Raw genomic sequence first — 23,061 nt, 5'->3', positions numbered from 1 at the left:
TTCCTGAAGGGTCTGAAGCAGGTCGACGGGTGGCAGGACATGCCGCTGACCCAGGCCGCCCAGACCGTGCAGGTCTCGGCCTACCCGGACCACTACGCCCAGTGGGAGCAGCAGGCCGCCGACCTCGTCGCCGAACACTGGAACAGCTGACCCCACCCCGCACACAGCACGCTGGCCGGCACCCCGATGGGGTGCCGGCCAGCAGCATCTCCACCACCACAACCGTGCACGTCCCCTCGCGCGGGGTGCCGGGCGGCCAGGCGTCGTTCGTCGTCCGGCCGGTCGTGTCCCGACCGTCCCGCCCGGATCTTGGACAGTTGTCGTTCGCTGTGAACGTGAACTGTCCAAGATCTGCCGGGATGGTCGGGGGAGCGAGGCCGTGTGGGGTAGTGGTGGTGGTCACCGGGGGGCGGGGAAGAGCGACGGCGGGTAGCGTGTTGAGTCGGGTGTCGGTGTGTCCAGTGTCCCCGGGCCTCACCTGAAATGCCGTCGCGGAATACCGTTCGGCTGGAGCCGCGTCGCGCCACTCGCCGAGAGGCGACCTGCACACCGGCACCCCCAGCGCCGCCCCCGACCCACCCTGGCCGGGGGCGGCGTTGCCTGCGTACGCCGAAAAAGATCGACCGGTCCGCTCGCGCGTCCCGAAGGGCTGGCCTATGTTCAGGGGACGTCGGCCTGCGCTTTGTCGGGGAGGAGGTGCCCACGGTGGGGATTCGTGCCTTCATCGAGGGCTGGCCGGTCTACCGGCAGCTCACCGGCACCGACCCGCTCGGTCGAGGCGCGGCGGCGCAGTCCGGCCGCTCGGCGCGGCTGACGGCGCGCACCGAGGGCGCGGACACCGTGGCCCGCTCGGTCTGCCCGTACTGCGCGGTGGGCTGCGGGCAGCGGGTGTTCGTCACCGACGGCAGGGTCACCCAGATCGAGGGCGACCCGGACAGTCCGATCTCCCGGGGCCGGCTCTGTCCGAAGGGCTCGGCCAGCAGGAGCCTGGTCACCAGCCCGTTGCGGCAGACCACGGTCCGCTACCGCCGGCCGTACGCCACCGAGTGGGAGGACCTGGAGCTCGACGTCGCGCTCGACATGATCGCCGACCGGATCCTCGCCGCCCGCGAGCAGACCTGGGAGGACGTCGACAGCGAGGGCCGGCCGCTGAACCGGACGCTGGGCATCTCCAGCCTCGGCGGGGCGACGCTGGACAACGAGGAGAACTACCTCATCAAGAAGCTGTTCACGGCGATGGGGGCGCTCCAGATCGAGAACCAGGCGCGGATTTGACACTCCGCCACCGTCCCCGGTCTGGGGGCCAGCTTCGGTCGCGGTGGCGCGACGGACTTCCAGCAGGACGTCGCCAACGCTGACGTCATCGTCATCCAGGGCTCGAACATGGCCGAGGCCCATCCGGTGGGCTTCCAGTGGGTCATGGAGGCCAAGCGCCGGGGCGCGAAGGTCTTCCACGTCGATCCCCGGTTCACCCGGACCAGCGCCGTGGCCGACACGTACCTGCCGATCCGGGCGGGTACCGACATCGCGCTGCTCGGCGGCGTCGTCAACCACATCCTGGAAAACGAGCTCGACTTCCGGGAGTACGTGCTGTCGTACACGAACGCGGCGACGATCGTCAGCGAGCGGTTCGTCGACGCCGAGGACGGCGACGGTTTCTTCTCCGGCTTCGACCCGGAGACCGGCAGCTACGTGCAGGACAGCTGGCAGTACGCGGGGCACGAGTCCGACTCCGGCAGCGGTCACACCGCCCAGGAGCGGGACAGCGCGGCCGGTCTGCGGCACGAGTCGCACGGCGCGCAGGTGCACGGGGAGACCCTGCGCGACGAGACGTTGCAGCATCCGCGCTGCGTCTACCAGATCCTGAAGCGGCACTTCGCCCGCTACACGCCGGAGATGGTGGAACGGGTCTGTGGGATCCCCCGGGAGAAGTTCCTGGAGCTGGCCCGCGCCTGGACGGAGAACTCCGGCCGCGAGCGCACCGGTTGCCTCATCTACTCGGTGGGTTGGACCCAGCACAGCGTCGGCGTGCAGTACATCCGCACCGGCGCGATCATCCAGCTGCTGCTGGGCAACATGGGCCGCCCGGGCGGCGGGATCCTGGCGCTGCGCGGGCACGCCAGCATCCAGGGCTCGACGGACATCCCCACCCTGTTCAACCTGCTGCCGGGTTACCTGCCGATGCCGCACCACGCCGACCATCCGACCTTCGACGCGTGGGTGGACAGCATCCGGCACCCGGGCCAGAAGGGTTTCTGGGGCAACGCGCGGGCCTTCGGCGCCAGCCTGCTCAAGGCGTACTGGGGTGACGCGGCGACCCCGGAGAACGACTTCTGTTACGGCCACCTGCCCCGGTTGACCGGCGACCACGGCACCTACCAGCAGGTGCTCAACATGATCGACGGCAAGGTCAAGGGGTATTTCCTGCTCGGCCAGAACCCGGCGGTCGGCTCGGCGCACGGCCGTGCCCAGCGCCTCGGCATGGCCAACCTCGACTGGCTGGTGGTCCGGGACCTGTTCATGATCGAGAGCGCCACGTTCTGGCAGAACGGTCCGGAGGTCGCCACCGGCGAGATTGTGCCGGAGCAGTGCCGTACCGAGGTGTTCTTCCTGCCCGCCGCCTCGTACGTGGAGAAGGAGGGCACCTTCACCCAGACCCAGCGGCTGGTGCAGTGGCGGGAGAAGGCCGTCGACCCGCCGGGCGACGCCCGTTCCGAGCTGTGGTTCTTCTACCACCTGGGCCGCCGGCTGCGGGAGAAACTGGCCGGCTCGGACCAGCCCCGGGACCGGGCCCTGCTCGACCTGGCCTGGGACTACCCCACGCACGGTCCGCACGCGGAGCCGAGCGCCGAGGCGGTGCTGCGGGAGATCAACGGGTACGACGTGACGACCGGCCGGCTGCTGTCGTCGTTCGCGGAGGCGAAGGACGACGGCTCCACCGCCATCGGCTGCTGGATCTACTCCGGCGTCTACGCCGACGGTGTCAACCAGGCCGCCCGGCGCAGGTCCCGGCACGAGCAGGACTGGGTGGCCGCCGAGTGGGGCTGGGCCTGGCCGGCGAACCGGCGCATCCTGTACAACCGGGCCTCCGCCGATCCGCAGGGGCGGCCGTGGAGCGAGCGGAAGCGTTACGTCTGGTGGGACCCGGACGCCGGCGAGTGGACCGGCTACGACGTGCCGGACTTCGAGCGGACCAAGCCGCCGACGTACCGGCCGCCGAAGGGCGCCGCCGGGCCGGAGGGCATCGCCGGTGACGACGCGTTCGTCATGCAGGGCGACGGGAAGGGCTGGCTGTACGCGCCGAGTGGCGTGCTCGACGGGCCGCTTCCGACGCACTTCGAGCCGGCCGAGTCGCCGATGCGCAACCCGCTGTACGGGCAGCAGGCCAACCCGACCCGCAAGGTGTACGCGCACCCGGTGAACTCGGTGAACCCGAGCCCGCCGCAGGAACACAGCCAGGTCTTCCCGTACGTGTTCACGGTCAGCCGGCTCACCGAGCACCACACCGCCGGCGCGATGAGCCGGACGGTGCGCCCGCTGGCCGAGCTTCAGCCGGAGATGTTCGTCGAGGTGTCGCCGGAGCTGGCCGCCGAGGCGGGGCTGACCCACCTGGGCTGGGCGCACCTGATCAGCGGTCGGGCGGTGATCGAGGCGAAGGTGCTGGTCACCGACCGGCTCACCCCGCTACGGGTGGACGGTCGGGTGATCCATCAACTTTGGCTGCCGTACCACTTCGGGTTCGAGGGCCTCGTGACCGGCGACTCGGCCAACGACCTGTTCGGCATCACCCTGGATCCGAACGTCCTGATCCAGGAGAGCAAGATCGGCACCTGTGACGTACGCCCCGGACGCCGGCCCACCGGCCCGGCCCTGCGCGACCTGGTCGCCGACTACCAGCGGCGGGCCGGGATTATCCCCGGCCGGACCCCGCCGATGGTGACCGTCCGTCGCCCGGCCGGGCAGGCCGACGAGGGACCGGGGGAGCACGCCGATGCCTGACGCCAACAGCCTCTACGGCCCGCTCGACCCGGCGCCGGACGCCGGCTGGGTGCAGGCGGGCCCCCGGATGGGCTTCTTCACCGACACCAGCGTCTGCATCGGCTGCAAGGCGTGCGAGGTGGCCTGCAAGGAGTGGAACGGCGTCCCCGACTCCGGCTTCGACCTGCTCGGCATGTCGTACGACAACACCGGCGCGCTGACCGCGAACTCCTGGCGGCACGTGGCCTTCATCGAGCAGCCCCGCCCGGCCGGGCACCGCACCCCGCCGTTCGCCGGCACCCCGACGGGCGGCCCGGTGAGCGCGACCTCGGCGGCGGTCGCCGCCGGCAGCGCGGACCCGTCGGGCACGGATCCGGGTGTGCCGCCGGATGCGGCCGACGCCGCCGCCCGGATGGCCGCCGGCGGCACACCCGCCGAGGGCACTGCGGCGACCGGGGCGAACGGCGCGGCGACCGGGACCCGGTTCCTCGGCATGCCGGGCGCGCAGCCACCCGGCCGGGGCACCGGCGCGAAGGAGCGCACCGACTTCCGCTGGCTGATGATGTCGGACGTGTGCAAGCACTGCACCCACGCCGCCTGCCTGGACGTCTGCCCCACCGGCGCGCTGTTCCGCACCGAGTTCGGCACGGTGGTGGTGCAGGAGGACATCTGCAACGGCTGCGGCTACTGCATCTCCGCCTGCCCGTACGGGGTCATCGACCAGCGTCGGGGCGACGGTCGGGCGTGGAAGTGCACGCTCTGCTACGACCGGCTGGGGGCGGGCATGACACCGGCGTGCGCGCAGGCCTGCCCGACCGAGTCGATCCAGTACGGCCCGCTGGACGAGCTGCGGGAGCGGGCCGCGCGGCGGGTGGCGCAGCTGCACGGGCGGGGCGTGCCGGAGGCCCGCCTCTACGGCCACGACCCGACCGACGGGGTGGGCGGCGACGGCGCGTTCTTCCTGCTGCTCGACGAGCCGGAGGTCTACGGCCTGCCACCCGACCCGGTGGTGACCACCCGGGACCTGCCGAAGATGTGGAAGCGGGCCGGGTGGGCCGCCGTGGCCATGGCGGCGGCGGCCGTCGCCGCGTTCGTCGGAGGTCAGTCGTGAGCCCGCAACGGCCCGAGGTGGGCGACCTGTTCCGCCGGTTCCGGCAGCGGCTGGCGCACGGCGGCCCGGTCCATCCGGGACGCCCTTCGGTCCAGTTGGGCCACGGCGGGAAGGTCGGCGCGGGCCCCGCCGGACGGCCGTCCGGGCCGGACGTCCACGCCGAGCGGGTCGGCCGGGGAGCCGATGGTGAGCCGGCGGGGCCGGGCACCCACGCCGAGCGGGTCGGCCGGGGAACCGGTGGTGAGCCGGCGGGGCAGGGCGCCGACGCCGAGCGGGTCGGCCCGGGGGCGATGTCCTCCGGCCGGACCGGGCGAGACGCCACCGGGGAGAGCGTCCGCTCCGCCGCGGGCCTCGAACCCCGCCTGCCCCGTGACGTCGCGCCGGTCGCCCGGCGTGGGCGCGAGCGCCGCGGTGGCGAGGAGCTGCGGGTACCCGAGGCCGAGTTCACCTCGTACTACGGCCGGCCGATCCTGAAGGCGCCGGTGTGGCGTTGGGACATCGCCGCGTACCTGTTCACCGGCGGCCTCGCGGCCGGGTCGTCGCTGCTGGCCGCGGGTGGGCAGCTCACCGGCCGCCCGGCGCTGCGCCGCGCCGGGCGGGTCACCGCGCTCGGCGCGGTCACCGCCAGCGCGTACTTCCTCATCAACGACCTCGGTCGACCGTCGCGGTTCCACCACATGCTGCGGGTGGCGAAGCCGACCTCGCCGATGTCGGTTGGTACCTGGATCCTCAGCGCCTACGGCCCCGCCGCCGGGGTCGCGGCGGTCGCCGAGGCGGCGTCCCTGCTGCCGCAGCGGGGTGCGCTCGGGCTGGCCCGCCGGCTGCTGCCGCCGGCCGGGCGGGTCGCCGGGCTGGCCGCCGCCGCCACCGCGCCCGCCCTGGCCACGTACACCGGGGTGCTGCTCGCCGGGACGGCGGTGCCGTCCTGGCACGAGGCGTACCCGGAGCTGCCCACCATCTTCGCGGGCAGCGCCCTGGCCAGCGGCGCCGGCGTCGGCCTGATCGCTGCGCCCTGCGCGCAGGCCGGCCCGGCGCGGCGCCTCGCGGTCGCCGGGGCGGCCCTGGAACTGTGGGGCGCGCACTCGGTGGAGACCCGGCTCGGGCTGCTCAGCGAGCCCTACCGGACCGGCGCCGCCGGGCGGCTGCTGCGCGCCGGGCGGGCGCTGACGGCCGCCGGGGTGGCCGGCGCGCTGGTCGGCCGGCGCAGCCGGAGCGTCTCCGCGGTCTCCGGGGTGGCGCTGCTCGCCGCCTCCGTCGCCACCCGGTTCGGCATCTTCCACGGCGGGGTCGCCTCGGCCCGGGATCCGAAGTACACGGTGCTGCCGCAGCGGGAGCGGATCCGCCGCCGGGAGGCGGGCGAGGTCTGAGCCTCGCCACCCGCCCCGGCGCGGGCTGTGGTTGACTTCTGGGCGGAGGCGTTCAGGCGGCTGGTGCCCCTCCCGGTCTTCAAAACCGGTGTGGTCCGGGACCCGGGCCAGGCGGGTTCGATTCCCGTCCGTCTCCGCCACGCTGCACGGGAGATGACACGGATGGGCGAGGTGCCGGCCGACCCACGGCGGCGGGTGCCGCGCACCGATACCCTGCTCGCCGACCCGGGGCTGGCCGCGGCCGTCGTCACCCTCGGCCGCGACCGGGTCAAGGCCGCCGTCGTCGCCGCCCAGGACCGCGCCCGCCGCGGTGAGATCACCCCCGACGAGGTACGCGACGCCGCGCTCGCCGCCCTGCCCGCGCCGACGCCCCGCGCCGTGCTCAACGCCACCGGCGTCGTGCTGCACACCAACCTCGGCCGGGCGCCCCTGTCGGACGCCGCCGTCGCGGCGGTCGTCGCCGCCGCCGGGCACACCGACGTGGAACTGGACCTGCGTACCGGCCGGCGGGCCCGGCGCGGCCGCGACGCCCTCGACGCGCTCGCCGCCGCCGTACCCGACGCCGCCGCCGTGCACGTGGTGAACAACGGGGCTGCCGCGTTGGTGCTCGCCGCCACCGCCCTCGCCCGTGGCCGGGAGATCGTGGTCAGCCGGGGCGAACTGGTCGAGATCGGTGACGGCTTCCGTCTGCCCGACCTGCTGCAGAGCACCGGGGCGCGGCTGCGTGAGGTGGGCACCACCAACCGCACCACGCTGCACGACTACGCCCGGGCGCTCGGCCCGGACACCGGCTTCGTGCTCAAGGTGCACCCGTCCAACTTCGTCGTCACCGGCTTCACCTCCGCCGTGCCGGTACGCGAACTGGCCACCCTCGGCGTGCCGGTGGTGGCCGACATCGGTTCGGGACTGCTCGCGCCGGACCCGCTGCTGCCCGACGAGCCGGACGCCGCCGGCACCCTGCGGGCCGGGGCGGCGCTGGTCACCGCCAGCGGCGACAAGCTGCTCGGCGGCCCGCAGGCCGGGCTGCTGCTCGGCGACGCCGACCTGGTCGAGCGGCTGCGCCGGCACCCCCTCGCGCGGGCCCTGCGGGTGGACAAGCTGACCCTGGCGGCGCTGGCCGCGACCCTGCACGGCCCTGGCACGCCCACCCGGGCCGCCCTGCACGCCGGGGAGGCCGCGCTACGCGAACGGGTCGAGCGGCTGCGCGACGCCCTCGGCGCGGACGGCTGCAAGGCCGAGGTGGTGCCCAGCGCCGCGGTGGTCGGTGGCGGTGGGGCCCCCGGTGTCGAACTGGACTCCTGGGCGTTGAGCCTGCCCGGGTCGTACGCCGGGCCGCTGCGCCTGGGCAGCCCACCGGTGCTCGGCCGGGTGGCCCGCGGCCGGCTCCTGCTGGACCTGCGCTGTGTGCCCGCCGCCGCCGACGACACGCTGCGTGCGGCGGTGCTGCGGGTGGCCGGCTGACATGCACGTCGTCGCCACCGCCGGGCATGTCGACCACGGCAAGTCCACCCTGGTCCGGGCGCTGACCGGGATGGAACCGGACCGGTGGGCCGAGGAACGTCGCCGGGGCATGACCATCGACCTCGGGTTCGCCTGGACGGCACTGCCCTGCGGCGACACCGTCGCGTTCGTCGACGTGCCCGGGCACGAGCGGTTCGTGCCGAACATGCTCGCCGGGGTCGGCCCGGTCCCCGCCGCGCTGGTCGTGGTCGCCGCCGACGAGGGCTGGATGCCGCAGTCCGCCGAGCACCTGGCCGCGCTGGACGCGCTCGGGGTGTCGTACGGCCTGCTCGTGGTGACCCGCGTGGACCTGGCCGACCCGGCGGCGGCGATCGGGACGGCCGCCGCCGAGATCGCCGCCACCTCCCTCGGCCGGGTCGAGACGGTCGCGGTCAGCGCGCTCACCGGCGACGGCCTGCCGGCGCTGCGCGCCGCCCTGGACCGGCTGGTCGCCCGACTGCCGGCCCCGGTGGTGGACGCCCCGGTACGGCTCTGGGTGGACCGCTCGTTCACCATCCGGGGCAGTGGCACGGTCGTCACCGGCACCCTCGGCGGCGGCCGGCTGCACGTCGGCGACCAGCTCGCCCTCGCCGGCACCGGTGAAATCGTCCGGGTACGCGGCCTGCACTGCCTGGGCGCGGCGCGGGACCGGGTGGACGCGGTGGCCCGGGTGGCGGTCAACCTGCGCGGCGTGCCGAAGGACCGGCTGGCCCGCGGCGACGCCCTGCTGACCCCCGGCCGGTTCCACCGCACCGACCTGGTCGACGTGCGCCTGGCCGGGGACCCGGCGGCCGACCTGCCGGCCACGCTCACCCTGCACGTCGGCGCGGCGGCCGTGCCGGTGCGGGTCCGACCACTCGGCGTCGACACCGTCCGGTTGCGGCTGGCCCGGCCGCTGCCGCTGCTCCTCGGCGACCGGGCGCTGCTGCGCGACCCCGGCCGCCACCACGTCGCCGGCGGGGTGACCGTGCTGGACGTGGACCCGCCGCCGCTGACCCGCCGGGGCGCCGCCGCGGCCCGGGCCGGCGTGCTCGCCGACCTGGACGGGCGGCCCGACCTGGCCGGGGAGCTGCGCCGCCGGTCGCTGGCCCGGGCCGGTGAGCTGACCCGGATGGGGGTCACGGTCACCGCCGAGCCGGTGGCGGGGGACTGGCTCGCCGATCCCGGGCACTGGCGGCGGCTGGAGGTCCGGCTGGTCGAGGAGGTCACCCGGTACGCCCGCGAGCACCCGCTGGAGCCCGGGGCGCCGGTCGAGGTGCTGCGGCACCGCCTCGACCTGCCCGACCGTGCCCTCGTGGCGGCCCTGGTCCGGCCGCCGCTGTCGCTGCGCGCCGGCCGGGTGGCCGGCGTCCCCGCCGACACGCTGCCCGAACCGGTGGCCCGGGCCGTACGGCGGGTGCGCGACGAGTACGCCGGACACCCGTTCCGTGCCCCCGAGGCGGACCGGCTCGCCATCCTGGGCCTGGGCCCCCGGGAGATCGGCGCGGCGGTCCGCGCGGGCGCGCTGCTGAGGCTCGCCGACAACGTGGTGCTGCTGCCCGGCGCGGCGGACGACGCGGTCCGGGTGCTGGCCGGCCTGCCGCAGCCGTTCACGCTCAGCGCGGCCCGGCAGGCGTTGGACACCACCCGCCGGGTGGCGGTGCCCCTGCTGGAGCTGCTGGACCGCCGCGGTGCCACCCGCCGGCTGCCCGATGACACCCGCGAGGTGGTCACCCCGCCGCTGCCGGGTGACGTCGTGTCCGGCGGGTGAGGGCAAGCCGCTCCGCCGGCGGTCCGGCGTCGCCTACCGTGACGCCATGGACCCTTCGGCGGTCTGGCGGGACAAGAACCACCGCTGGCGGATCGAGGCGTACCGGGTGCCGGACCTGCGGTTCGCGATCTTCGCCACCAACGGCACCACCGAGTCCGCGCCGCTGTGGTTGTTCGGCATGTCGGCGCTGGCCCGCTGGTTGATGACCCACGCCATCTCCCTCGACGACCTGGAGACCGACTGACGGGGTGCCGGGAGACCGGGCCGACGAGCGCGGGGAGGGGGTGCGGTGGGCGGTCAGCTCGCGCTGGTGGCCGTACTGGTGCTGGCCAACGCCGCCCTCGCGGGCAGCGAGATGGCGCTGGTGACGCTGCGCGAGGGACAGCTGCGTCGGCTCGCCCGGGCCGGGCGGACCGGCGCCGGGACGTGCGCGGGGTGGTCCGGGAGACCGACGGCGCGTTGCTGCTGCCCGGCGACTTCCCCCTGCACGACCTGCCCGACGTCGGGGTGCGGCTGACCTTCCCGCTGCCGCGCGACTACACCACCGTGGCCGGGCTGGTGCTGGCCGGGCTGGGCCGGCTGCCGACCGGCCCCGGGGACACCGTGCGGCTGCCCGGGCTCACCGTCGAGGTGGTCGAGGTGGCCGACCGGGCGGTCCGCCGGGTCCGGCTGCGGGGGCCCGCCGCACAGTGCTGACCCGCACGGGTGACGGGACGTGAACCACCGCGTCCCGGCCGGCGGACGGACGTACGGTGCGGGCGTGAAGGACCGAGGCATGCGGACGTTCCTGGCGGTGCTCGCCGGGCTCGCGGTGATCTACTTCGGGGTGACCGGGCGCAGCGGCGCGGAGGAGGGCGGCGGGGTCTCCGGGGGAGTGGTGCTGCTCGCCCTGCTCGCCTCGCTGCTGGTCTGGAACCTCACCAAGCCGGGCGACAAGCCGGTCAAGTGAGGCTCACCGGGCCGCCGCCGTGCGGCTGACCTCCCCTGCGGACTCCTCGCCGAGGGCCACCCGCACCAGCGCCGACGCGAGCCGCCCGAAGTCGGCCTCGCCGACCAGGCCGGCCAGCCCGCGCGGGTTCGCCGGCAGCCCGAGCCGCCGGGCCCCGGCGAGGGCGCGCCGGTCGGCGTACGGGCGCACGTCCGGCCAGACCGTCTGCGCCTCGCGCAGGAAGATGTCCGCGCCGGTCGGACCGATGCCGGGGAACTCGGTCAGCAGCCGGCGCAGCATGCCCGGCTCGCCGCCCGCCTCGCGGTGCAGCCGCCGCAGGTCACCGTGCCAGCGGTCCAGGCAGAGCCGAGCGCCGGTGCCCAGCATCGTCGCGGTCCGTTCGTCGTAGCGGCGGTAGTGGCCGCGACCCAGCGCGTCGACCCGGTCCTGCCAGCCCGCCGCCTCCATCGCCTGCGGGGTACGCCAGCCGGCGCCGAACAGCTCCCGCGCGGCGGCCACCGCCACCTGGGCCCGGATCCGGGTGCTCAGCAGCGTGGCCAGCACCAGCAGCTGGTAGAGCGGTCCCGGTCGGTCGGTCAGCCTGATGCCGGCCTCCTCGGCGTACGTGCGGCCCTGCCGGTCCAACAGGACCCGGGCCACCCGGCGTTCGTCCCCCATCACCGTGCTGTACCCACCCCGGCGCGGATCAGCCCGGCCGGCGGGGCCCGAATGCGCGCCACGGCGGCGGGTAAGCCGCACGAGTGCGCGGCCGACGGCCGCGTGCTTCCCACCGGGAAGGAGAGACGTCGTGGTGCAACCGCAGCAGGAGGAGTTCCGGCGCAACGACAGGGGTGCGACCAGTCAGGACAGCAAGGGACCCCGACCGACCGGTCATCCGCGCAACAGGAGCCACTCGACCGGTGACCGGGGCAGGCCCGTGCCCAAGGGGCAGGTGTCGCCGTACGGCCCGGCCGGTGAGCCGGTCGCCGACGACGAGAGCGACGCGAGGGCCTAACGCCTGCGCCCGGATGGCGGTCGCAGCCGGTTCCAGGTGGCTGCGACCGCCATTCCGTACGCCAGGTGCGGCACGATGTCGGCCACCCAGTCGGTGCGCCGCCAGGTGCGCGGATCGGTCACCCCGAGGGCCGTCATCGACCCGTCGGAGATGGCCATCACCGCACCACCGAGCAGCACCGGGCCGACGGGCAGGGGCGCCCGGCGGCCGCCCGCGAGCGCTCCGAGGAGCGCGGCGACGGCGATGCCCGTCCCGTAGCCGAGCACGGGCCCGAGGCCCGAGCGGCGGTTGGCCGCCCGGTCCTCGGGCCCGAGGTCCACATGCGCCGTCTCGGCCAGCCGGCGGGCGGTCTCGTCCGGGGTGCTGCTCGCCGGCCGTGCCCGGACCACCATGTCGAGGTAGCTCACGACGTTCAACGCGGCGCTGCCGACCGCGCCGGCGATCGCCCCGTCGACCAGGCCGGACGCCCTCACTTCGGGTCGCCGGGTTCGCGTTCACCCTTGGGGCCGAAGGTCCGTTCGCCCCGGACCACGCCCCGCTGGCCGCGATCCTCCTGGAGGATCCGGTTGGCGACCTGGTTCGCCTCCTGGTCGGCCGCCCGCCCGGACTGCTCGACCATGTCGCGCAGCCGCGCGTTCCTTGTCGTACGCGTTGCTTCCCGGCCGTGGTCCTGGCATCGCCGCCTCCTCGGTCGCTGTCACCGCGTGCCGTACCCGGGCCGTCTACCCGTCTGCGGCCGGGCCAACCGTTCAGTCGGGGGCCCGCACCACGGCGACCGGGCTGGCGCTGTGGTGCAGCACTCCCTGACTCACCGAGCCGAGCAGCAGCCCGCTCAGTTCGCCGCGCCCCCGGCCCCCGACCACCGTCAACAGGGCCCGCTTCGAGGCCTCGGTGAGCGCGGCGACCGGCCGCGCCCGGACCACCTCGTGGGTGACCGCGAGGTCCGGGTGGCGTTCGTGGATGCCGGCGAGGGACTCGGCGAGCACCCGCTGCTCCTCGTCGCGCAGTTCCGACTCGTCGTAGACCAGCGGCTGCATGTCGCCCGGGCCTCGGGAGACCGGATGCCGGTACGCGTGCACGGCGTGCAGGCCGGTGCCGCGCAGGCTCGCCTGCTCGGCGGCGAACTGCACCGCCCGGCGGGAAGCCGGTGAGCCGTCGACGCCGACCACCACCGGTCCGCCGGGGTGCTCCTCGCCGCGGGCGACCAGCACCGGGCAGTCGGCGTGCGTGGCCACCTGGACGGCGACGGAGCCGACGATCAGGGAGGCGAATCCGCCCAGTCCCCGGTCGCCGAGCACGACCATGACGGCGGTGGGGGTCTCGCCGAGCAGGACGGCGGACGCCTCTCCGTCGATGATCTCGCCGGTCACCCGGATCCCGGGCGCGGCCGCCTCGGCCTCGGCGACCGCGTCGGCCACCACGCGCTCGGCCTGGTGGCGCAGCCCGCCCCCGGGTGGGCTCGCGGAGGCGCGGCCGACGGGCACCCGCAGCAGTGGCCAGATGAACCCGTGCACCACCCGCAGCGGCCGGTTGCGGCGGGCCGCCTCCGCGGCGGCGAGCCGTATCGCGCGCTGGGCCGACTCGGAGCCGTCCACGCCCACCACGACCGCCGCGCCGTCAGCCGAGTTCACGTCCGTCCACCTCCTGTGCGACCAGTATCGCGGGCTGCGGGCTGTCGTCGGGCCGATACCGCCACGACGGCCGGCGTCGATACGCTGGCGGCCACCGGCCTGAAGGGAGTGCCGTCGATGGCTGAGCCGGAGCAGCCGAGTACTGCCCGCATGATCGATTTCTGGTTGGGCGGTGAGCACCACTACCCGGTGGACGTGGCCGCCGCCCGCGCGTTCGAGGGGGCGTACGGCCCCTGCGCGGCCATCTTCCGCGACCTGCGGGCCTTCCTCGGCCGAGCCGTGGCGGCGATCGCCGACGCCGGCGTGGACGGCTTCCTGGTCCTCGGCGCGGGGTTGCCGACCCGGGGCAACGTGCACGAGGTGGCCACCGCGGCGAGCGTGCTCTACACCGACGTCGATCCGGTGACCGTACGGCTCGGCCAGCAGATCCTGGCCGACAACGACCGTGCCGGCTACGGCTACGGTGACGCCACCGACATCGGCACGCTGGACCGGGCGCAGTTGCACCGCTTCGTCCCGGGCTGGGGGAGGAGGCCGGTCGGGGTGGTCTTCCTCGGGCTGGCGGCGTTCCTCGACGACGCGACGCTGGCCCGCACCCTGGAGGAGATCTACGAGGCGGTGTCGCCGGGCAGCTTCCTGGCGTTCGACTTCGACAGCGAGGAACTGGCCGGGTATCCGGAGGCGCTGGCCATGATGGGGCCGCAGTTCCGGATGCGCGACCCGGCGTCGTTCGGTCCGCTGCTGGGCCGGTGGACGCCGACGCGCGACGGCATCGTCGCGGTGTCGCGGTGGCGGGTGGACGGCGTACCGGCGGCGGTGCCGGACGCCTTCCACGGTGGTCTGGCGGTCAAGCCGGCCGGGTGACCTGGCGGGTCCGGCCCTCCGTATGATGCTTGCCCTGTAGCAAGAAATCCTCGGAAGGACGAACATGCCGGACGTGCCCGCCGCGGTGTCCCGTGCGCTGCGCGGGGCTCCACCGGACCAACTGGTGGAGACCACGGACCGGGCGCTCCGGTCGATGCTCGCCGCGTCGCGCGTGGAGGTCTTCCTCGCCGACTACCGGATCAGCGGGCTGTGGCCGGTGCTCGGCACGCAACTGCCGGAGGCGGGCTTCCTGGCCTGCGCAGGTGTCGCGCAGCGCTGCTTCAGCAGCCAGCAGCCGGTGTTGGACGCCCGCGACGACGGTCACTGCCGGATCTGGGTGCCGGTGACCGCCTGGGGGGAGCGGTTGGGCGCGCTCCTGGTCGAGCTGACCGCCGCGCCGGACGCCGCGACGGTGGGCGAGGTGGGGGAGGTCGCCGGGGAACTCGCCACCGCCCTGCGCGCGGCCGACCGGGAGACCGACCGCTACCGGCGGGCTCGGCGTCGCGAGCGGCTCAGCATGGCCGCGGAGATGCAGTGGGACCTGCTGCCCGGGCGCAGCGTCCGGCACGAGGCGTTCCTGCTGGCGGGGCAGCTCGAACCGGCGTACACCGTCGGCGGTGACCACTTCGACTGGGCGGTGGACGACGGGCGGCTGACCCTCACCGTGCTCAACGGCACCGGCACCGGGATCGCGGCGTCGCTGCTGACCGCCCTGACCGTGAACGCGATGCGCAACGCCCGCCGCTCGGGCGGCGGGTTGGTGGAGCAGGCCGAGCTGGCCTCGGACACCATCTTCTACCAGCACCGGGGGCGGCGGCACGTGGCCACGCTGCTGCTGGCGGTGGAGACGGCGACCGGGCGGGTCCGCGCCGTGGACGCCGGCTCTCCCCACCTGCTGCGCGTGCGCGGGGGCACGGTCACCCCGATCGAGCTGGAGCGTCAGCTCCCGCTGGGCATGTTCGCCGAGACCCGGTACGCGGTGCAGGAGTTCGACCTGGTGCCGGGGGACCGCCTCTTCGTGGTCAGCGACGGGGTGTACGCCGCGCAGCCGGGTGGACAGGAGGCCTACGGGGAGCGGGCGATGGCCCGGTCGATGCGGTCCACACGGCTGCAGCCGGCCACGGAGGCGGTTGGTACGGTGATGCGCGAGCTGTTCGCCTACCACGCCGAGACCGACCTGCGTGACGACGCCGTTGTCGTCTGCCTGGACTGGCTCGGTGCCAGCGGTCCGGGCGGACGGTGACCGACCGGCAGGTACGAGCGGGACAATCGCAGGGGACAGCGGGTGGATCGACCTCCGAATCTCGCCGCGGCGATCGACGCTGCGGCTGAGGCGCTGATCGGTGTGCTCGACTCGGCCACGTCCCGGCACCAGGTGGCCGTTCCGCCGACCCAGCTGCGGGTACTCTCCCTGATCACCGAGCGGCCGGAGACCAACGTGAACCGGCTGGCGGAGCTGTTGGACGTCGTGCCGTCGTCGGCCAGCCGGCTCTGCGACCGGCTGGAGGCCACCGGCCTGCTGCGACGGGTGGCGGATCCCCGTGACCGGCGTGAGGTCCGGCTGGTGCCCACCGCAGCGGCGCAGACGCTGCTGCGGGAGCTGAAGGAGCGCCGGCACCGTGCGGTGCAGGCGGTGCTCGACCGGATGCCGGCGCGCACCCAGCACGAGCTGCTGCTCGCGCTGCTCGCCTTCGGCCAGGCGGTCGAGGCGGGGGCTGCGGTGGAGCCGAGCACCGACGCCACCGCCCTCACTGCCTGACCTCTCCGTCCCTCGACTCGAGGGTCGCGCGTTCCTACCTGAACGACTAGTATCCTAGGACGCCCTATCGGTAGTGACGGAACACACAAGGGGCAGCGTTCGACGACGCGAACACGCGGTCAGGGAGCGCAGACGTGAGCCCGATATAGTGGCAACTCGCCGGCCAACGGTCACGACACCGAAGCCGGCACCAGGGGGAGGTCCCAGCCCGGGATCGCCGAGGCGCCGGCGCTGGCCGGCCCGTCAGCGCGCACGTCCCACCGAGGTGTCCCACACGGGCACCCGGTTCGTGCTGCGGAGGGAGGTTCGGTGTCGCGTCGGCCGGCTCGGACAGAGCATCCGCACGGCTCGGGCGGGGTCACCGTCGCCGGTGACCAGGTGCTGACCCTGCCGAACCTGATCAGCGCCGTCCGGCTGCTCGGCGTGCCCCTGTTCCTCTACCTGTTCCTGGTGGCCGAGGCCGACGTGGCGGCGATCGTGGTGCTGGCCGTCGGCGGCACCACCGACTGGGTCGACGGCTGGATCGCCCGCCGGCTCCGCCAGGTCAGCCGCCTCGGTGAGCTGCTGGACCCCCTCGCCGACCGGCTCTACATCCTGGCCACCCTGCTCGCCTTCACCGCCCGCGAGGTGGTGCCGTGGCAGTTCACCGCCGCGCTGCTGGCCCGCGAGCTGCTGCTGCTCGGCTCGTTGGCGGTGCTGCGCCGCCACGGCTACGGCCCGCCGCCGGTGCACTACGTGGGCAAGACGGCCACCTTCCTGCTCCTGGCGGCCTTCCCGATCCTGCTGCTGGCGGAGACCGTGACGGCGGTGGCGACCGCCGCCTCGGCGATCGGCTGGGGGCTGGCCTGGTGGGGTCTGGTGCTCTACTGGGTCGCCGGCGGGATGTACGTGGTCCAGGCCGGACGGCTGGTCCGGGCGGTGCGGGCCCGGTCCGGGGGAGCGGCGGCATGAGCGCCGGCCCGGACTCCGCCCGCCCGGCGCGCGTCTTCACCCCGGACTTCCTCACCGAACTGTTCCGCAACCCGCTGGACCCGGGGTACGCCGACGCGGCGGCCCGACGGCGGGAGTCCCCGTCGCCGTCCGGGTGGCGGGGCGCGTCGGCGCGGGCGGTCAGCGTCCTGGTGATCGTGGTGGTCGGGTTCCTGTTCGCGGTGGCGTACCGGGAGACCCTGGCCGAGGAGCCGAGCCGCAGCCAGGCACGGGCCGGGCTGATCGCGCAGATCAAGCAGCGGCAGGCGGAGACCGATCGGATGACCGCCCGGGCGGACCGGTTGCGCGAGGAGGTGGGGCGCCAGCGGGACGCCGCGCTGAGCGGTTCGCAGGCGGCCCGGTTGCGCAACCTGGAGGCGGGCACCGGTCTGGGTCGGGTGCGCGGGGACGGCGTGGTGGTGCGCATGGTCGACGCCGCGCCCAAGGAGGACGACGCGGTGACCGGTGACTCGGAGGCCGGTCCGGACCGGGTGATCTACTCCGACCTGCAGAAGGTGGCCAACGACCTGTGGGCCGCCGGGGCCGAGGCGGTGGCGATCAACGGTCAGCGGTTGACGGCGACGTCGACGATCCGTTCGGCGGGGGCGGCGATCCTGGTGGACTTCCGGCCGGTGACGAGTCCGTACGAGGTGATGGCGATCGGGCCGGGCTCGATGCGGGACAAGTTCGAGGAGAGCCGGTCGGCGTACCTGATGCGTCGGGTGGCGAAGCAGACCGGTTTGTCGTTCCAGGTGCGCGAGGCCGAGGACCTCACCCTGCCGGCCGCGCCGGAGCCGCGGCTACGCTACGCGCAGCCTTCGGTCAGTCCGGTCCCGTCGCTGTCGGGGTCGGCGGCCGTCGGTTCGACCAGTCCCGGGCCGGCCGGCCCGGGTACGTCTCCCAGCCCCTCCGGAGGTGTCCGATGATCGCGGTGCTGGCGCTGCTCGCCGGTGTGGTTCTCGGGATCTACTTGGATCCGACCGTGCCCGCCGCGTTGCAGCCGTACCTGCCGATCGCGGTGGTGGCCGCCCTCGACGCGGTGTTCGGTGGGGTGCGGGCGAAGCTGGACCGGATCTTCGACGACAAGCAGTTCGTGGTGTCGTTCATCTCGAATGTGCTGGTGGCGGGTCTGATCGTGTATCTGGGCGACCAGTTGGGGGTGGGCGGTCAGCTCTCCACCGGTGTGGTGGTCGTGCTCGGGGTGCGGATCTTCGGCAACGTGGCGGCGATCCGTCGTCACCTGTTCCGGGCGTAGGTTTGTGGCGATGAGCGACGAGCAGCGGGAGACCGGGACGGGGCGGCCGGAGCCGACGGATCCGGACGGGATGAGTCCGCTGGTGGTGCCGGAGGAGCCGGCGCGGGTTGCGGATGCCGACGGCGACGGTGGCGCGACGGTGAACCTGGCGGAGGCGGCGGCTGCGCCGCCGGAGCCGGTGAAGGGCGGTCCGGGCGCGTTGGGCGGGCGGTTGAGCTCGGCGGGCGTGATGATCGCGGTGCTGTTGGCGTTGCTGGGCTTCACCCTGGTGGTGCAGTTGAAGACGACGTCGACGGATCCGACGTTGGCGGCGACGCGGCAGGAGGACCTGGTCCGGATCTTCTCGGATCTGGATTCGCGGGAGAAGCGACTGCAGCAGGACATCGAGGCTCTCGAGGAGAGTCAGCGGCAGTTGCGTTCCGGTGAGCAGGGTCGGCAGGCGGCGTTGGAGGAGGCCCGGCGGCGGGCGGACCAGTTGGGGATCCTGGCGGGGACATTGCCGGCGCGGGGGCCGGGGTTGAGTGTCCGGTTCGTGCCCGGTGGGAAGCCGATCGCGGCGGAGCGGATCCTGGACGCGGTGCAGGAGTTGCGGGGCGCGGGGGCCGAGGCGATGCAGATTTCCGGTGTCGGTGGCTCGCCGGTGCGGATCGTCGCGTCGACGTACTTCCTGGGCGGGCAGAACGGGTCGCTGGTGGTGGACGGGCGGTCGTTGTCGGGTCCGTTCACGATCACGGTGATCGGTGATCCGACGACGATGTCCACGGCGTTGAAGATTCCGGGCGGGGTGGCCGCGACCGTCGCCGGTGACGGCGGTAACGTGATCGTCGAGGAGCGTGAGGTTGCCGAGGTTTCGGCGCTGCACGGGCCGATGAAGCTGGAATACGCCCGTCCGGTCTCCTGACCGGCGCGGCCGCGCCGGGTCTTCCCCGGTGCACCGATGGATGAAGGACGCGTCTGGTGATTCCTGAGGATCTGCGTTACACCGCTGAGCACGAGTGGGTGGTCGGCGCCGACGGCGGCGTGCTGCGCATCGGTATCACCCACTTCGCACAGGATGCGCTGGGCGACATCGTGTTCGTCCAGTTGCCGGACGAGGGTGCGGTGGTGGCCGCCGGTGAGCCGTTGGGTGAGATCGAGTCGACCAAGAGCGTGTCGGAGATCTACTCGCCGGTGGGCGGTACGGTGTCGGCGCGGAACGAGTCGCTGGGTGACACTCCTGAGGTGATCAACTCGGATCCGTACGGCGCGGGTTGGTTGTTGGAGATCACTCCGGACGATCCGTCGGCGGTGGACGGGCTGTTGACGGCTGCGGCGTATCGCGAGCTCACCGCGAGCTGAAGTGTTGCCCGTGCCGGGCGTGGGGGACGATGATGTTCCCCGCGCGTCCGGTTGCCCTGCATTTCGGCGCTGGCTAGGCTCGCCCAGTCGACCGAGAACCCGATAGTTGAGCGTTGTGTAATTGCCTTCCCGGGCACGGGGAGCCAGCCGCTGGGTGTGCGACTGCCCGGCGGCCAGACCCGCCATTATGCCGACGCTGACCGAACAGATCCGTGAGGTGGTCCCATGACGCGCCCAGGCGACGAGTTCCCCCCGCTCGACGTCACTTCGACGCTCAATCTCGGTTCGTTGGACGAAGTGCTGGAAGGGCCGGACACCGATGTGGTGCCGAGCCGGATGTCCGGCTCGTTGCCGCCGGGGATGGCGCTGCTGGTGGTTCGGCGTGGGCCGAACGCCGGTGCGCGGTTCCTGTTGGACCATGACGTGACCACGAGTGGCCGGCACCCGGACAGTGACATCTTCCTGGACGACGTGACGGTGTCGCGGCGGCACGCGGAGTTCCACCGTGACGGTGGGACGTTCACGGTGCGGGACGTGGGTAGCCTGAACGGCACGTACGTGAACCGTGAGCGGGTCGAGGCGGCGACGTTGAGCAACGGTGACGAGGTGCAGATCGGTAAGTTCCGCGTGGTGTTCATCGCCGGTCCTCGCCCGGAGGAGGAGGCCGGCCGGGGGTGAACGAGCCTGCGGCTTCCTCGCCGCCCGGGGCGGCCCGGTCGCATCCGCTGATGAGTATCGGCGAGGTGCTGGGGCAGTTGCGGGTGGAGTTCCCGGACGTCACGATCTCGAAGTTGCGGTTCCTGGAGGCCGAGGGGCTGGTGGAGCCGCAGCGGACGGCGGCGGGTTACCGGAAGTACAGCTGGGATGACGTGGCCCGGCTGCGGTTCGTGTTGACCGCGCAGCGGGATCAGTATCTGCCGTTGCGGGTGATTCGTGACCAGTTGGCCGAGTGGGACGCCGGTGGTGAGACGCCGGGTCGGCAGCGGCCGACGTTGGTGGCGGTGGGTCCGGGTGGCGAGGTGCCGGGCCGGGCGGTGGAGGAGCCCGAGTCGTCGCAGGTGCGGCTCGGGCGGGTCGACCTGGTGGCGCGCAGTGGCATCGACGAGTCGACGTTGGGCGAGTTGGAGCGGCTGGGTGTGCTGGTGTCGGATCCGCCGGGTTGGTACGACGCGGATGCGTTGATCATCGCGCGGGCGGTGGCGGGTCTGGCGGCGTACGGGTTGGAGCCGAGGCATCTGCGGGGGTACCGGTCGGCGGCGGATCGTGAGGTCGGTCTGTTCGCTCAGTTGGTGGCGCCGTTGGCGCGGCAGAGTGATCCGGCGGCGCGGGCGCGGGCGGCGGAGACGGCGCGGGAGTTGGTGGCGTTGTCGCAGCAGTTGCACGCGGCGTTGGTGCGGGTGGGGTTGCGGTCGACGTTGGGCCGGTGAGCCGGCGGTGGTGGTGCGTGCGGAAAGATCTGCCCCGGGAAGCGTGTCGTAGGCTTGCCGGGGTAACCCTTTTCCGGCGCGGGGCGTGGGGCTGGTGCGCATGGGACGACCGTGTCGCGGTCCGTGTACCGTGCAGGGAAGGGCGCGGTGCGGGCTTGGATGACAACGACACGGAGGCGGCGGTGCGCGAGCTGAGCGTGGTCGGAGTTCGGGTGGAGCTGCCCAGCAACCAGCCGATCGTCCTGCTCAGGGAGGTCGAGGGCGACCGCTATCTGCCGATCTGGATCGGCGCGGTCGAGGCTACGGCGATCGCCTACGAGCAGCAGGGGGTCAAGCCGGCCCGACCGTTGACGCATGATTTGTTGCGGGACGTGCTGGCGGCGTTGAAGGCGCCGTTGCGGGCGGTGGAGATCACCGAGTTGAAGGAGAACGTCTTCTACGCGGATCTGCTGCTGGGCGACGGGGTGCGGGTGTCGGCCCGGCCGAGTGACTCCATCGCGTTGGCGTTGCGGGTGGGTGCTCCGATTCGTTGTGCGGAGCAGGTCCTCAGCGAGGCGGGGATCGTGATCCCGGACGAGCAGGAGGACGAGGTGGAGAAGTTCCGCGAGTTCCTGGACCAGGTGCGTCCGGAGGATTTCGCCGGCTGAGTGCGTCGGCGGTGAGTTTCCCGTCGTAGCGGTCACGCTGTGTGACGTTGTGTGGTGTGGCTGGGTGCGTCGTGTCGCTGCGCGGCGTGTCGCGACCGTTCCTGCGTGGTAACCCCGGGGTGCGTCTGTAGGGTTGCCGTGTCGAGGGGTGCACGTCCCGGAAACGACGTGTCACCGCACTGACGGGGAGGTTGGTCGGGATGCACGAGCCGCGGGATCCTGAGCCGGTTGCGGAGCGGGGCGAGCCGGGTGTGGTGGCGACTGACGGTGACGGTTCGGTGGGTTACCGGGGTGTGACGGCCTGCCACGCGGTGGGGATCAGTTATCGGCAGTTGGACTACTGGGCGCGTACGTCGCTGGTGGTGCCGAGTGTGCGGGACGCGTCGGGGTCGGGGACGCAGCGGTTGTACTCGTTCCGCGACCTGGTGGTGTTGAAGGTCGTGAAGCGGTTGTTGGATGCGGGGGTGTCCCTGCAGAACATCCGGAAGGCGATCGAGGCGTTGCGGTCGCGTGGGGTGGAGGATCTCGCGGGGATCACGCTGATCTCGGACGGCACGACGGTGTACGAGTGTCGGTCGCCGGAGGAGGTGGTCGACCTGTTGCAGGGCGGCCAGGGTGTGTTCGGCATCGCGATCGGTGGGGCGTTCAAGGAGATTCAGGGTTCGTTGTCGCATCTGCCGGCGGAGCCGGCGTCGCCGGGGGGCGGGGAGTCCGCCGAGCCGGCGTCGGAGGTGGTGGGTGACGAGTTGGCGGCGCGTCGGGCGCGTCGTCGGGCGGGCTGAGTTCTTTCGGGTGTGTGCGGGGTGCCGCGGCCGGGTTGCCGGTCGCGGCGTTTTCGTGTGTGGGTGGCCGTGGCGCGGGCCCCGGGGGTTGTCCGTTGTGCACACTCCCGGTTGGAGTCGTCTTGTTGACAGTTGTGGTGTTCCCAGGCACACCCTGTCCAGGGTGATCACCAAAGGCACCAGATCGTCACTGTGAGTGATGGTCGGTGGGGTGGTGCCGAGCTGATGCGTGGGTGCGGCGTGCGGGTGGCGTCGGGGCCTGCCGGAGGACGGGAAGACAAGCCGAAGTGCACACTGACCACCATGTCGGTGTCCGCTCCGTACGGGCGGGCAGCGCTGTCGTCGATCGTTGCGAGTCCGGCTGCCCGGTGACGGGGGCGCCGTCGCAGCGGGTGACATCGCCGGGTGACGTCGCCGTCCGCGGGGACGTCGTCGAGGAGGCGGTGGAGTTCCTGGAGCTGTACCACCGGGAGCGGCGGCTGGCAGGGCTGGCGGAGCGGCTGGCGCAGGTGCGCGAGGAGATCGCGGTGACCGGGTCGTACCGGCACACCCGCGACGAGCTGGGGTACGGGGCGAAGGTCGCGTGGCGGCAGTCGGTGCGGTGTGTGGGGCGGATCCGCTGGGCGGGGTTGAAGGTGCGGGACCGTCGGCACGTCACGACGGTGGCGGGCATCGCGCAGGACTGTCTGCGCAGTCGGAGCAGTTGCGGGCCGACGCGCAGGCGGCGGCGGGGGCCAGCG

General features: G+C 73.5%; 24 protein-coding genes, 1 tRNA gene and 2 pseudogenes. 23 read left to right on the top strand and 4 right to left on the bottom strand.

Annotated features, from left to right (window positions below; translation table 11 throughout):
- The first annotated feature begins 705 nt into the window (after positions 1-705).
- The 9 genes and pseudogenes from fdh to GA0070560_RS24845 all read left to right on the top strand — a co-directional run bounded on the left by fdh (position 706) and on the right by GA0070560_RS24845 (position 10,655).
- Positions 706-3,999, top strand: a complete 3,294-nt coding sequence (gene fdh, locus GA0070560_RS24880; RefSeq protein ID WP_170839573.1) for a formate dehydrogenase — start codon at positions 706-708, stop codon at positions 3,997-3,999.
- Positions 3,992-5,089: a 4Fe-4S dicluster domain-containing protein gene (locus tag GA0070560_RS24875; RefSeq protein ID WP_091302034.1), complete on the top strand. Its 1,098-nt coding sequence runs from the start codon at positions 3,992-3,994 to the stop codon at positions 5,087-5,089. The genes fdh and GA0070560_RS24875 overlap by 8 nt, the downstream gene beginning before the upstream one ends.
- A gap of 290 nt (positions 5,090-5,379) precedes the next feature.
- Positions 5,380-6,456: an NrfD/PsrC family molybdoenzyme membrane anchor subunit gene (gene nrfD, locus GA0070560_RS24870; protein ID WP_091302063.1), complete on the top strand. Its 1,077-nt coding sequence runs from the start codon at positions 5,380-5,382 to the stop codon at positions 6,454-6,456.
- Positions 6,457-6,500: 44 nt separating this feature from the next.
- A tRNA-Sec gene (locus GA0070560_RS28890) sits at positions 6,501-6,596 on the top strand.
- A 22-nt stretch (positions 6,597-6,618) separates the two neighbouring features.
- Complete coding sequence (gene selA / locus GA0070560_RS24865; protein WP_091302032.1) at positions 6,619-7,917, top strand: L-seryl-tRNA(Sec) selenium transferase; 1,299 nt, start codon at positions 6,619-6,621, stop codon at positions 7,915-7,917.
- A gap of 1 nt (position 7,918) precedes the next feature.
- Positions 7,919-9,706: a selenocysteine-specific translation elongation factor gene (selB, locus tag GA0070560_RS24860; RefSeq protein WP_091302061.1), complete on the top strand. Its 1,788-nt coding sequence runs from the start codon at positions 7,919-7,921 to the stop codon at positions 9,704-9,706.
- A gap of 46 nt (positions 9,707-9,752) precedes the next feature.
- Complete coding sequence (locus tag GA0070560_RS24855) at positions 9,753-9,950, top strand: hypothetical protein (protein ID WP_091302059.1); 198 nt, start codon at positions 9,753-9,755, stop codon at positions 9,948-9,950.
- A 176-nt stretch (positions 9,951-10,126) separates the two neighbouring features.
- Positions 10,127-10,402, top strand: a pseudogene (locus GA0070560_RS24850) (transporter associated domain-containing protein); the annotation flags it as partial.
- A 79-nt stretch (positions 10,403-10,481) separates the two neighbouring features.
- Positions 10,482-10,655 carry a hypothetical protein gene (locus GA0070560_RS24845; protein WP_170839572.1) on the top strand — a complete coding sequence of 58 codons (174 nt, stop codon included), beginning with the start codon at positions 10,482-10,484 and terminating at the stop codon, positions 10,653-10,655.
- 3 nt (positions 10,656-10,658) lie between these two features.
- Here the strand turns inward: GA0070560_RS24845 and GA0070560_RS24840 are convergent, their stop codons facing one another.
- Entirely contained in the window at positions 10,659-11,312 is a 654-nt protein-coding gene (locus GA0070560_RS24840; protein ID WP_091302029.1) for a hypothetical protein, read from the bottom strand.
- A 130-nt stretch (positions 11,313-11,442) separates the two neighbouring features.
- Here GA0070560_RS24840 and GA0070560_RS24835 point away from each other — a divergent pair, with 130 nt between their 5' ends.
- On the top strand, positions 11,443-11,649 hold the full coding sequence (locus GA0070560_RS24835; RefSeq protein ID WP_091302027.1) for a hypothetical protein: 207 nt from the start codon (positions 11,443-11,445) through the stop codon (positions 11,647-11,649).
- Here the strand turns inward: GA0070560_RS24835 and GA0070560_RS24830 are convergent.
- The 3 genes from GA0070560_RS24830 to GA0070560_RS24820 form a co-directional block, all read right to left on the bottom strand.
- The gene (locus GA0070560_RS24830) at positions 11,646-12,122 is read right to left on the bottom strand and encodes a hypothetical protein (protein WP_091302025.1); all 477 of its coding nucleotides are present in this window, start codon (positions 12,120-12,122) and stop codon (positions 11,646-11,648) included. The two genes, GA0070560_RS24835 and GA0070560_RS24830, sit on opposite strands and share 4 nt — an antisense overlap.
- Positions 12,119-12,268, bottom strand: a complete 150-nt coding sequence (locus GA0070560_RS24825) for a phosphatidylethanolamine-binding protein (protein ID WP_245675694.1) — start codon at positions 12,266-12,268, stop codon at positions 12,119-12,121. Before GA0070560_RS24825 ends, GA0070560_RS24830 begins: the two co-directional genes overlap by 4 nt.
- 130 nt (positions 12,269-12,398) lie before the next feature.
- Positions 12,399-13,280 (bottom strand): universal stress protein, encoded by an 882-nt coding sequence (locus tag GA0070560_RS24820; RefSeq protein WP_091302023.1) that lies wholly within the window; start codon positions 13,278-13,280, stop codon positions 12,399-12,401.
- Between the two features lie 117 nt (positions 13,281-13,397).
- On the opposite strand from GA0070560_RS24820, the gene GA0070560_RS24815 reads away from it, so the two are divergent.
- From GA0070560_RS24815 to GA0070560_RS29970, 13 genes and pseudogenes are all read left to right on the top strand, one after another.
- Positions 13,398-14,144 carry an SAM-dependent methyltransferase gene (locus GA0070560_RS24815; protein WP_091302055.1) on the top strand — a complete coding sequence of 249 codons (747 nt, stop codon included), beginning with the start codon at positions 13,398-13,400 and terminating at the stop codon, positions 14,142-14,144.
- Positions 14,145-14,208: 64 nt separating this feature from the next.
- Positions 14,209-15,387, top strand: coding sequence for a PP2C family protein-serine/threonine phosphatase (locus GA0070560_RS24810; RefSeq protein ID WP_091302021.1), 1,179 nt, complete (start codon positions 14,209-14,211; stop codon positions 15,385-15,387).
- A gap of 42 nt (positions 15,388-15,429) precedes the next feature.
- Entirely contained in the window at positions 15,430-15,903 is a 474-nt protein-coding gene (locus tag GA0070560_RS24805) for a MarR family transcriptional regulator (protein WP_091302019.1), read from the top strand.
- 309 nt (positions 15,904-16,212) lie between these two features.
- Positions 16,213-16,854 (top strand): cardiolipin synthase ClsA, encoded by a 642-nt coding sequence (gene clsA, locus GA0070560_RS24800; protein ID WP_091302017.1) that lies wholly within the window; start codon positions 16,213-16,215, stop codon positions 16,852-16,854.
- Positions 16,851-17,798 carry a DUF881 domain-containing protein gene (locus tag GA0070560_RS24795; protein ID WP_091302015.1) on the top strand — a complete coding sequence of 316 codons (948 nt, stop codon included), beginning with the start codon at positions 16,851-16,853 and terminating at the stop codon, positions 17,796-17,798. The genes clsA and GA0070560_RS24795 overlap by 4 nt, the downstream gene beginning before the upstream one ends.
- A complete protein-coding gene (locus tag GA0070560_RS24790; protein ID WP_067311500.1) occupies positions 17,795-18,127 on the top strand; it encodes a small basic family protein in 333 nt (110 codons plus the stop codon). Before GA0070560_RS24795 ends, GA0070560_RS24790 begins: the two co-directional genes overlap by 4 nt.
- Before the next feature lie 10 nt (positions 18,128-18,137).
- On the top strand, positions 18,138-19,028 hold the full coding sequence (locus GA0070560_RS24785) for a DUF881 domain-containing protein (RefSeq protein ID WP_091302013.1): 891 nt from the start codon (positions 18,138-18,140) through the stop codon (positions 19,026-19,028).
- A 56-nt stretch (positions 19,029-19,084) separates the two neighbouring features.
- Positions 19,085-19,465, top strand: coding sequence for a glycine cleavage system protein GcvH (gene gcvH, locus GA0070560_RS24780; RefSeq protein WP_091302011.1), 381 nt, complete (start codon positions 19,085-19,087; stop codon positions 19,463-19,465).
- A 225-nt stretch (positions 19,466-19,690) separates the two neighbouring features.
- The gene (gene odhI / locus GA0070560_RS24775) at positions 19,691-20,143 is read left to right on the top strand and encodes an oxoglutarate dehydrogenase inhibitor Odhl (RefSeq protein WP_088962138.1); all 453 of its coding nucleotides are present in this window, start codon (positions 19,691-19,693) and stop codon (positions 20,141-20,143) included.
- 50 nt (positions 20,144-20,193) lie between these two features.
- The gene (ftsR, locus tag GA0070560_RS24770; protein ID WP_170839571.1) at positions 20,194-20,892 is read left to right on the top strand and encodes a transcriptional regulator FtsR; all 699 of its coding nucleotides are present in this window, start codon (positions 20,194-20,196) and stop codon (positions 20,890-20,892) included.
- Positions 20,893-21,074: 182 nt separating this feature from the next.
- Positions 21,075-21,539: a bifunctional nuclease family protein gene (locus tag GA0070560_RS24765; RefSeq protein ID WP_088979125.1), complete on the top strand. Its 465-nt coding sequence runs from the start codon at positions 21,075-21,077 to the stop codon at positions 21,537-21,539.
- A gap of 200 nt (positions 21,540-21,739) precedes the next feature.
- Complete coding sequence (locus GA0070560_RS24760; RefSeq protein ID WP_091302007.1) at positions 21,740-22,321, top strand: MerR family transcriptional regulator; 582 nt, start codon at positions 21,740-21,742, stop codon at positions 22,319-22,321.
- Positions 22,322-22,527: 206 nt separating this feature from the next.
- Positions 22,528-22,998, top strand: a pseudogene (locus GA0070560_RS29970) (nitric oxide synthase oxygenase); the annotation flags it as partial.
- Between the last annotated feature and the right edge of the window lie 63 nt (positions 22,999-23,061).

The sequence above is a fragment of the Micromonospora halophytica genome (genome assembly GCF_900090245.1).
Taxonomy (GTDB): domain Bacteria; phylum Actinomycetota; class Actinomycetes; order Mycobacteriales; family Micromonosporaceae; genus Micromonospora; species Micromonospora halophytica.
The sequence above is the reverse complement of the archived record's forward strand: the minus strand, read 5'-3'. Positions and strand labels throughout refer to the sequence as shown.

Bases quoted from the DNA above. Each gene is read 5' to 3' on its own strand.
- GA0070560_RS24875 (WP_091302034.1), top strand. From the start codon at position 3,992: ATGCCTGACGCCAACAGCCTCTACGGCCCGCTCGACCCGGCGCCGGAC.
- nrfD (WP_091302063.1), top strand. From the start codon at position 5,380: ATGTCCTCCGGCCGGACCGGGCGAGACGCCACCGGGGAGAGCGTCCGC.
- selA (WP_091302032.1), top strand. From the start codon at position 6,619: ATGGGCGAGGTGCCGGCCGACCCACGGCGGCGGGTGCCGCGCACCGAT.
- selB (WP_091302061.1), top strand. From the start codon at position 7,919: ATGCACGTCGTCGCCACCGCCGGGCATGTCGACCACGGCAAGTCCACC.
- GA0070560_RS24855 (WP_091302059.1), top strand. From the start codon at position 9,753: ATGGACCCTTCGGCGGTCTGGCGGGACAAGAACCACCGCTGGCGGATC.
- GA0070560_RS24845 (WP_170839572.1), top strand. From the start codon at position 10,482: ATGCGGACGTTCCTGGCGGTGCTCGCCGGGCTCGCGGTGATCTACTTC.
- GA0070560_RS24840 (WP_091302029.1), bottom strand. From the start codon at position 11,312: ATGGGGGACGAACGCCGGGTGGCCCGGGTCCTGTTGGACCGGCAGGGC.
- GA0070560_RS24825 (WP_245675694.1), bottom strand. From the start codon at position 12,268: ATGGTCGAGCAGTCCGGGCGGGCGGCCGACCAGGAGGCGAACCAGGTC.
- GA0070560_RS24815 (WP_091302055.1), top strand. From the start codon at position 13,398: ATGGCTGAGCCGGAGCAGCCGAGTACTGCCCGCATGATCGATTTCTGG.
- GA0070560_RS24810 (WP_091302021.1), top strand. From the start codon at position 14,209: ATGCCGGACGTGCCCGCCGCGGTGTCCCGTGCGCTGCGCGGGGCTCCA.
- GA0070560_RS24795 (WP_091302015.1), top strand. From the start codon at position 16,851: ATGAGCGCCGGCCCGGACTCCGCCCGCCCGGCGCGCGTCTTCACCCCG.
- GA0070560_RS24790 (WP_067311500.1), top strand. From the start codon at position 17,795: ATGATCGCGGTGCTGGCGCTGCTCGCCGGTGTGGTTCTCGGGATCTAC.
- GA0070560_RS24785 (WP_091302013.1), top strand. From the start codon at position 18,138: ATGAGCGACGAGCAGCGGGAGACCGGGACGGGGCGGCCGGAGCCGACG.
- odhI (WP_088962138.1), top strand. From the start codon at position 19,691: ATGACGCGCCCAGGCGACGAGTTCCCCCCGCTCGACGTCACTTCGACG.
- ftsR (WP_170839571.1), top strand. From the start codon at position 20,194: ATGAGTATCGGCGAGGTGCTGGGGCAGTTGCGGGTGGAGTTCCCGGAC.
- GA0070560_RS24760 (WP_091302007.1), top strand. From the start codon at position 21,740: ATGCACGAGCCGCGGGATCCTGAGCCGGTTGCGGAGCGGGGCGAGCCG.